The organism is Allobosea sp. LjRoot90, assembly GCF_964254315.1.
Lineage (GTDB): Bacteria > Pseudomonadota > Alphaproteobacteria > Rhizobiales > Beijerinckiaceae > Allobosea.
In genome coordinates this window covers 1-8,104 of sequence record NZ_CAXUTF020000017.1, presented here as the reverse complement: position 1 = coordinate 8,104, position 8,104 = coordinate 1, and the positions used below count along the sequence as shown (strand labels likewise).

At 66.4% G+C, this 8,104-nt stretch carries 8 protein-coding genes and 1 tRNA gene; 1 reads left to right on the top strand and 8 read right to left on the bottom strand.

What is annotated here, in order from left to right:
* Positions 1-629: 629 nt before the first annotated feature.
* The 5 genes from ACSQ3M_RS28385 to ACSQ3M_RS28365 form a co-directional block, all read right to left on the bottom strand.
* Positions 630-705 (bottom strand) — tRNA-Phe (locus ACSQ3M_RS28385).
* A gap of 695 nt (positions 706-1,400) precedes the next feature.
* Positions 1,401-1,610, bottom strand: coding sequence for a DNA gyrase inhibitor YacG (yacG, locus tag ACSQ3M_RS28380; RefSeq protein WP_436153432.1), 210 nt, complete (start codon positions 1,608-1,610; stop codon positions 1,401-1,403).
* Entirely contained in the window at positions 1,600-2,424 is an 825-nt protein-coding gene (locus ACSQ3M_RS28375; RefSeq protein WP_436153431.1) for an SDR family NAD(P)-dependent oxidoreductase, read from the bottom strand. The genes yacG and ACSQ3M_RS28375 overlap by 11 nt, the downstream gene beginning before the upstream one ends.
* 125 nt (positions 2,425-2,549) lie before the next feature.
* Complete coding sequence (locus tag ACSQ3M_RS28370) at positions 2,550-3,977, bottom strand: hypothetical protein (RefSeq protein ID WP_436153430.1); 1,428 nt, start codon at positions 3,975-3,977, stop codon at positions 2,550-2,552.
* A 21-nt stretch (positions 3,978-3,998) separates the two neighbouring features.
* Positions 3,999-4,649 (bottom strand): Maf-like protein, encoded by a 651-nt coding sequence (locus ACSQ3M_RS28365; RefSeq protein WP_436153429.1) that lies wholly within the window; start codon positions 4,647-4,649, stop codon positions 3,999-4,001.
* Positions 4,650-4,930: 281 nt separating this feature from the next.
* On the opposite strand from ACSQ3M_RS28365, the gene ACSQ3M_RS28360 reads away from it, so the two are divergent.
* Positions 4,931-5,308 (top strand): hypothetical protein, encoded by a 378-nt coding sequence (locus ACSQ3M_RS28360; RefSeq protein WP_436153428.1) that lies wholly within the window; start codon positions 4,931-4,933, stop codon positions 5,306-5,308.
* Here the strand turns inward: ACSQ3M_RS28360 and ACSQ3M_RS28355 are convergent.
* From ACSQ3M_RS28355 to ACSQ3M_RS28345, 3 genes are all read right to left on the bottom strand, one after another.
* Positions 5,305-6,162 (bottom strand): CDP-alcohol phosphatidyltransferase family protein, encoded by an 858-nt coding sequence (locus tag ACSQ3M_RS28355; protein ID WP_436153427.1) that lies wholly within the window; start codon positions 6,160-6,162, stop codon positions 5,305-5,307. The genes ACSQ3M_RS28360 and ACSQ3M_RS28355 overlap by 4 nt on opposite strands.
* A 215-nt stretch (positions 6,163-6,377) precedes the next feature.
* Positions 6,378-7,124 (bottom strand): phosphatidylserine decarboxylase, encoded by a 747-nt coding sequence (locus tag ACSQ3M_RS28350; protein WP_284173032.1) that lies wholly within the window; start codon positions 7,122-7,124, stop codon positions 6,378-6,380.
* A 532-nt stretch (positions 7,125-7,656) separates the two neighbouring features.
* The coding region (locus tag ACSQ3M_RS28345; protein ID WP_436153426.1) for a phosphotransferase at positions 7,657-8,104 on the bottom strand (448 nt) is incomplete at its 5' end.

Genomic DNA, 8,104 nt, shown 5'->3' with positions numbered 1-8,104 from the left:
AGCAGGCGATTAATGCTCGCCAGCAGCTGGAACCTAACCGGAAGGAGGTCTCGGAAACCGTATCCTGACGTGCCTCTAGCCACTGAGAGCCGATTGTCCATTCCGGAGGGAAAGAATTGAAGGAGCGTGAGGATTCCGGCTTTGCCAGGGACTTCGAGAGCCTAGACCCTCCACCCTCTGAGGGTGAACTTCTCCACTACATCAACCACAAGGTAGGCCACACCAACAAGCTCCTTGGTGAGATCAAGATGCTACTGACATTCTTGTTGATTGGCCTAGCGGGGCTGGCCGGGGCCTTGTGGCGAAAAGGCATTATCTGATGGGGCCCGCCCCATCAGTATTGCCCCTTCTCCTCGCCACCACCATTCCTTTCGGGATGGCGGTAAGGTGGGCTGATGGGCAGTTGCCACAGCCTACTCAGAATGGCCGAAGCAGGATGCACAGCTCACACGATAGCGGCTGTCACCGAGTACTAAGACGCTCAAGGAAGTTCAGAGCTACACCAAAGCCTTCACACGAGCCGATTTTGTAGTGTCAGCCATCGACAAGTTGCGAACGCCTATGGAACAGCCGACTCACAAACCTAATTTTCAAACGTAGACAAGAGGTTGGTATAATTTACTAAAAAATGGTGCCCAGGGCTGGAATCGAACCAGCGACACTGCGATTTTCAGTCGCATGCTCTACCAACTGAGCTACCTGGGCGTCCCGCGAAGCGCGCCGCGCTTCGGTTGGTGGGAGGCGATATAGAGCGGCGGGCACGGGCTGTCCAGCCGACAAACGATCCGGCCCGTGTGAAATTTTCGTTCGGGGCTGCACAGGCGTCAAAACCGCGGCCTGCACCGCCGTTTTGCTGCGCCAAAGCGGATGGCGCCGCCCATCCGGCAAGCCGCGAGCGTGGCCGGCCCTCTGGCGTGAACAAACCCTGGAACCAAAGCGTCGCGGCCGGGTTGATGCGGCGGCGCCGGTGACGGCGCCGTGCCTACCGCCGATCTGGAGCAAGCCGCGGATGTACCGGTGGCTCGATCGCGCGGCAGGCGGAATTCAGGGCGCTGAGCCCACCGGAAAGTACCTGACCCGTCGCGCGGCGGTCAGTGAACGGCCCGGCGTCCTCCCGAAAGGGAAGCGCCGGGCCATTCTTTGTCTGATACCAACGGCTCCAGGCTTTGACCGATCGTACAATCGGCTCGCCGTCATTCCGGGGCAGCCCACAGGGCTGAGCCCGGAACCCAGAGCCGATGCCGACCATCATCAAGGCGCAGCAATGGCAGTGCCTTTCCGGCACCCGATATCGGTTCTGGGTTCCGGGCTCTTTGCTATCGCAAAGCCCCGGAAAGACGGCGCAAGGCTGACCCAAGGCCTAAGCTTGCAATCATCAAAACGAGGGCCTTTGGCATGGCTCAGTCGTCCTCGCCCCGCCGCATCGGCACTTCCTCGGCCTCTTCTACCGGCTCGCCCGGAATCACGTAATTGCCCTTGAGCCAGCGGCCGAGGTCGATATCGGAGCAGCGCGAAGAGCAGAACGGCTTGAAGCGCTGCACGGCCGGCTTGCCGCAGATCGGGCAGGGCCGCGCAGGCGGGGCGGGATTCCCGGGTTGTTCAGGCGCCATATTGCAAGGTCACTCCGCCATCGACTGGAAGCTCGATGCCGGTGACATAGCGCGCTTCGTCGCTGGCGAGGAAGAGCGCCGCCCAGGCGACGTCCCAGGCCTCGCCCATATGGCCCATCGGAACCTGTGAATCGCGCTTGGCCCACATCGCGGCGACGTCGCCCTTGCCATAGGTCTGGGCGAGCCCGGCCGAATGCTCGACCATCGGCGTCTTCATCAGCCCGGGCAGCACGGCGTTCACGCGGATCTTCTCGGGGGCGTATTGCGCCGCCGTGGTGCGGGTGAGCTGGTTCATCGCCGCCTTGCTGGCGCCATAGCTGGCATAGGGCACGCCGGTGTGGCGGATCGAGGCGATCGAGGAGATGTTGATGATCGAGCCGCCCTGCCCGCTTTCGGCGAACTGGCGCTGCATCACCGGGATGACGTGCTTCATCGCCAGGAAGCAGCCGGTCAGGTTGACCTTGAAGACGCGCTCCCAGGTCTCAAGCGGCAGGTCGACGACGCTGCCGACCTCGGCGATGCCGACATTGTTGTCGAGCACGTCGATGCGGCCGTAAGCCTTGAGCGTCGCCTCGACGAGCGCGCCGAGATCGTCCTGGCTGGTGACGTCGGTGCGGATCGCGAGGGCCTCGCCGCCCTCGCCCTTGATGATGCTCGCGGTCTCCTCGGCAGCCTCCAGATTGCGGTCGGCGCAGACGACCTTGGCGCCTTCGCGGGCGAACACCGTCGCGGTCGCCTTGCCATTGCCCCAGCCCGGGCCGATCGAGCCCGCGCCCGCGACGATCGCGACCTTCCCTTGAAGACGTCCAGCCATTCCAACGTTCCCTGCCCTGCGCGCCATCTGATGCCGGCGCCTTCGTGATCGCGACAGCATCGGCACTCGCGGCAGCCGGGGCAAGCGCATGGCATGCAAGCCGGCATGCGCCGCCGTGCCGGGCCTCAGGCGAGCTGCGCGGCCATGAGCGCGATGGCGATCGTGAAACCCGTGACCAGCACGAACCAGGGCCAGAGCGCGCGCATTGCCTGCCCAGTCTCGGCGGTGGTCGCCTTGATCAGGACCTGGCCCATGGTGACGCGGACCGGGCTCACCGCCGTAAGCAGGCTGCCGGCGACGACTGCGGCGGCGATCACCGCGAGCCGCGCCTCGCCGGCAGGAACGAGCGCGGTGGCGAGCGGCATCGAGACGGCGCCCGCGCCGGTGTTCGAGCCGGTGAGATAACCGCCAAGCGCACCGGCAACCGGCACGATGCCGGCCGACCAGGAGCCGAGCACGCTGCTGACGGCAAGGCCGATGCCGCCGGCGAGGCCGGAGCCGACCATGATCCAGGCCATGCCGACAAGCAGGAAGGTCAATAGCGCCGCGCGTCCCGAGCGCTGCAGCGTCAGCTTCATCAAAGCCGACGCCTGCCTTGCCCCGCCCCGGCGCAGAGCGACGACGAGCGCGATGATAATGAGCGGCAGGGCCGGCGAGAGCAGAGGAGCGAAAGCCGAAGCGTCGGCGAAGGGCTTGAAGGACGGGGTCTCCAGCCAATCATGGATCGCTGGCACCAGCCGCATCAGCGCCAGCGCGACGACGAGCGCGATATAGGGCATGAGCCGCACCAGCAGCGCCCGGTCGAGCCCGGCCCAACCCCTGACCCGCAGGAAGCGCAGCAGCATCACCGGCGCCAGCGCCGCGATGGCGGCGAGCTCCAGCGGCAGAGTGAGGTTGGCTGCGACCAGCAGGGCCATCAGCAGCAGGATGAGGCCGGCCCATTCGGCGCGGTCGGCGAGCGCGGGCGCCAGTCCCGCCTGCCGCGACAACCGCCAGAACAGCGGCAGCAGCGCGGCGCAGAGCAGCGCCGTCACCAGCGCGATCCGCCAGATCAGCGCGGTGAGCGACACGCCGGCGATGTCGGCGCTGATCCTGGTGCCGATGCCGAGCGCGCCCCAGGGCACCAGGATCTGGCTGAAGGTGGCGAGCGCCAGCGCCGGCGCCTTGTCGACGCCGAGCCGGCGCGCGCCCGAGACCGCGACGACATAGCCGACGCCGAAGCCGGTCGCGGTTTCCAGAAACGGCCCGCGCAGCAGGCAGGCCTCGGCAAGCGCGCCATGCTCGGGACGGGCTGGGTCGACATCGGCCTGCGCCCGCTCGAGGCTGAGCGAGAAGGCGAGCCCGGCGACGATGACGAGCGTCGCCGGCAGGCCGATCCAGGCGCCGGCGGCGAAATGCCTGATGATCGCAGCCGCATCCGGATGGGCCGGGCCGGCGAGGAAGGCGACGAGCGCGGCGCAGATCGTGCCGAGCGCTCCGGCGGTCAGCGCCGAGCGTCCGGAGAGGATCAGCCCGAGGAAGAGGATGAGCGGCGAAAGCCAGATCAGGACCATGATCGTCTGGCTTGCGCTCGCTCAGCCGACATTCAGCCAGCCGAGGCGGATCGGGAAGCCTTCGCCGCCGAGCAGATTGACCGTCTCGTAGAGCGGCAGGCCGACGACGCCGGTATAGGAGCCGACGAGCTTGACCACGAAGGAGCCGGCGATGCCCTGGATGGCATAGGCACCGGCCTTGCCGCGCCATTCGCCCGAGGCGAGGTAGTTCTCGATGTCCTCGTTCGAGAGCCGCTTGAAGCGCAGGCGCGTCTCGACCAGCCGCTCGCGGATCGTGCCCGACGGCGTCGCCAGCGCGACACCGGTATAGACCCGGTGCGCCCGGCCGGAGAGCAGGCGGAGGCACGCGGCCGCCTCGTCGACGATCTCGGCCTTGGGCAGGATGCGCCGGCCGACCGCGACCACCGTGTCGGCGGCGAGGATATAGGCGCCTTCGAGATCGGGCCGGCCCTTGAGCCCGGCGAGCCCGGCCTCGGCCTTGGCGCGGGCGAGCCGGCGGGCGAGATCACGCGGGCGCTCACTCTTGAGCGGGCTCTCGTCGAGATCCGACGGCAAGAGCGCGTCGGGCTTGAGGCCGGCCTGTTCGAGCAGAGCGAGGCGGCGCGGCGAGGCCGAGGCCAGAACCAGCTTCGGCCGCCAGCCCGGCGGTTTCTGGGAGCTGAAGAGATTCAAGTGTCGGCTCGCTGCGCGTCCCGGACGGTTTCCCGCAAGGCTTTAGAGCCTGTTGCGGAATATCCCAAGCCCTCTCCTGGGGAGCCGGCCACCCGGTTGCCCCGCTCCTCGCGCATGGGGTGGCTGCATCTCCTGTGCAATGCGTAGAATTTGAGCGTGGCCATGCATGGTTCCGGATTGCACTAACTCGTTTAGCTTGCCACATCAGATGAGCGGGCGTGGCGGCGACCCGCGAGGCTCGGCCCACGCGGCCCCCTTCTCGTCACCGGAGAGCTTTCGCCATGGCGTCACGAACTGGATCTGCCTCGACCGTCGCGCTGGCGGCGGACGCGCAAAGCGTCCTCGCCCAGATGGTGGCGATGCAGGTCGATGCCGGGCTCACCATCGCCATGCGGATGCCAATCCTGGCCAAGGGCGCGCTCGGCGACGCCAGGGGCCAGCGCGAGGCGAGCAAGGCCATGGTCGAGAAGGCTGCGGCCATGGCGGAGAGCAGCTTCGCCATCGGCCATGCCGCGACACTGTTCTGGTGGAGCATGGCGTTCAACCCGCTGACCCCGAACGGGCTCGGCGAAGCAACCGCCAAGGCTGTCCACAGCACGCTGGAGCCATTCTCGCGGCGCACCCGCGCCAATGTCAGCCGGCTGGCGAAGCGGCGCTAAGCCTTAGGTTCGGAGCCCGTCTCAAGCACCGGCTCGGCCACCGTCGGCAGCGCGGCCGCGGTGGCATACTCGCGTTCCAGCTTGCGATAGCGCGCAACGCTGAGCGGGATCAGCGCGAGATAGGCGACGACGACCAGCGCCAGCATCTCGAACGGATAGGCGAAGAGCAGGCCGGCGACGACGACGACGGCGACGAAGATCGGCAGCACCTGGTCGCGCGGGACGCGGGTGCCGAGCGTCTTGCCGGCATAGCAGGGGATGCGCGAGATCGTCAGGAAGGCGATGAACAAGATGTAGAGCCCGACGAAGGGGGCGCCATACTCCTTCACCGGCAGACCGACGAACTCCAGGTAGAACGGCAGCATGGCGGTGATCGCGCCGGCTGGCGCCGGCATGCCGACGAAGAAGTTCTTCTGCCATTCCGGCCGGTTCGGATCGTCGATCATCACGTTGAAGCGCGCCAGCCGGAGCGCCATGGCGCAGGCCAGCGTCAGCACGATGATCCAGCCGAACGAGCGCAGATCGTGCAGGACGAAGGTCCAGAGCACGAAACCGGTGGCGACGCCGAAGCAGACGAAATCCGAGAGTGAATCGAGCTCGGCGCCGAAACGCGAGGTGCCCTTGAGCAGGCGCGCGAGGCGCCCGTCGATGCCATCGAGCAGGGCCGCGACGAGGATGCAGATCGTCGCCGACTCGAATTTACCGTCGACCGCGAGCCGCATCGCGGTCAGGCCGAGACAAAGGGCGATCAGCGTCACGACATTGGGCGCGATCAGCCGGAACGGGATCGCCTTGAAGCGGGCGCGCTTCGATTCGACGCGCTCAGGCTCGAATGGGGGAAAGAGGTCGCTCATGAGCGCCGGAATACGCGGTTTTAAAGCGGGAGGCTAGCGTGGGGAGCGAGCAGGCGCGGGAACCCCTCTCCCGTGTGGGAGAGGGGTAGGGGTGAGGGACCGGCGCTGATTGTTAGGGCGATGCCGAGCCGTTGCGCCTTCTCCGGATAGGGCAGGCCCTCATCCCTGCCCTTCTCCCACACGGGAGAAGGGTTCCCCGCGCCCTTCTTCGACTCTCAAATCCCCCGGAACGCCCGGGCGATGTCGTTGCCCGAGAAATCGGCCAGCACGGTCTCGCCGGCGATCGCGGTCTGGCCCTCGCCGACCAGCGGGGTCACGCCCTGCGGCAGGTAGACGTCGACGCGCGAGCCGAAGCGGATCAGGCCGAAGCGCTCGCCCTGCCCGAGCGGATCGCCCTCCTTGACGAAGGGCACGATGCGGCGTGCGATCAGGCCGGCGATCTGGACGACCGCAATGGTGCCGGCCGGCGTCTCGATCGCCAGCGCATTGCGCTCATTGTCCTCGCTCGCCTTGTCGAGCTCGGCATTGAGGAAGAGGCCGGGCGTATAGGCCATCTTGAGGAGGCGGCCGGCGACGGGGCTGCGGTTCACATGGCAGTCGAAGACGTTCATGAACACCGAGATGCGCGTCATCGGCTCAGCCGGCAGGTCGAGCTCCGGCGGCGGCACGGCGGTGGCGATCTGGCTGATGCGGCCGTCGGCCGGCGAGATCACCAGCCCCTCGCGCTGCGGCACGATCCGCACCGGATCGCGGAAGAAATAGCAGATCCACAGCGTGATCAGCGTGCCGATCCAGCCGAAGGGCCCCCAGAGCTGGCCGAGCACGAGCGTCGCCACCACGCCGATGGCGATGAAGACATAGCCTTCCTTGTGGATCGGCACGATCGTCCGGCGGACGGAGTCGACGAGAGACATGGGCGTTAGTCCTGTTGCTCTTGTTGGCGCGGCGCGCGCATCTGGCATCGCCTTCACGGCCGGGTTGAGGCCGCATGACGGCGAAGCTGTTTAAGCTTTTGCGGGCTTTTGCGAAAGAGGCGCGGGGATGGCGCGACAATCAATCCCCGCCTCCGAAACCTGGCTTATTCTCCCGCCTGTCCTGTCCGACCAAGGGGGCTGTCGCGAGGCATCGTGCGGCCGGATAGGAGAGCGGTGTCCGCTTTGAACAACCGTTGCGGGTTGGAATAGCGGAGGGGCCTCGTCGTCCGGGCATGAGCCCGGTCCAGCCGGACCTGAAAGCACGGCGGGGCACCTTAAGAGAACCGCGCGCGGGGTTCGGGAGCGGCGTGCATCAGCCGCCTCGACATTTCGACATCGACATTCGACACGGCGGCGAAGGCTGCCGCACCCGGACCCCGCGCACCCCTTGGGTTGGCGCTTGCCCTTCAAACCCTCGCGGTGAAAGCCGGCGGGGGTAAAGGTTCGTGCTCCACGGCAGTTCTTCGACCCCTGACCAACTTCGCTGCGAGCACGAACGATCTCTCATAGGCCAGATTTCTCAGCAGCTTGCTTCGATAGGCCAGATAACAGTCTCAAGATCGGCCAGTTTGCTGATCCGCGCTTCCCATCCATCGATGTAGATGTGCCGCAAATCGCTGGCGCGATGCAGAACCATAAGTGTCAACAGCCTTCGCCTCATTTCCGCATTCAACATCTTTCGCTCCAGACCATACCCTTCGAGGAGGCAGCGGACACGATTAGGTAGCCCCGCGCACATGAAGGCGCTCGGGCCAAGGAGATCGTACTCGCCCCAGCCGGTCATCACGTCGCCAAAGTCGATCAGAGCGGCGAGGCGCCACTGCCCCAACTCTTCGGCGAGAAGGAAGTTCTCCGGTATCCACTCGCCGGTCAGGATTACGTGTGGCTCGTCCAGCGGCACGGTCGCGGATGCGCCTTGAAGGAGCTCTTCGAGGTCGGATAGGAGGCTTGACGCAAGGCCCTGCCGA

Bases quoted from the DNA above. Each gene is read 5' to 3' on its own strand.
- ACSQ3M_RS28360 (WP_436153428.1), top strand. From the start codon at position 4,931: ATGGCGTCACGAACTGGATCTGCCTCGACCGTCGCGCTGGCGGCGGAC.
- ACSQ3M_RS28355 (WP_436153427.1), bottom strand. From the start codon at position 6,162: ATGAGCGACCTCTTTCCCCCATTCGAGCCTGAGCGCGTCGAATCGAAG.
- ACSQ3M_RS28350 (WP_284173032.1), bottom strand. From the start codon at position 7,124: ATGCCAGATGCGCGCGCCGCGCCAACAAGAGCAACAGGACTAACGCCC.
- yacG (WP_436153432.1), bottom strand. From the start codon at position 1,610: ATGGCGCCTGAACAACCCGGGAATCCCGCCCCGCCTGCGCGGCCCTGC.
- ACSQ3M_RS28375 (WP_436153431.1), bottom strand. From the start codon at position 2,424: ATGGCTGGACGTCTTCAAGGGAAGGTCGCGATCGTCGCGGGCGCGGGC.
- ACSQ3M_RS28370 (WP_436153430.1), bottom strand. From the start codon at position 3,977: ATGGTCCTGATCTGGCTTTCGCCGCTCATCCTCTTCCTCGGGCTGATC.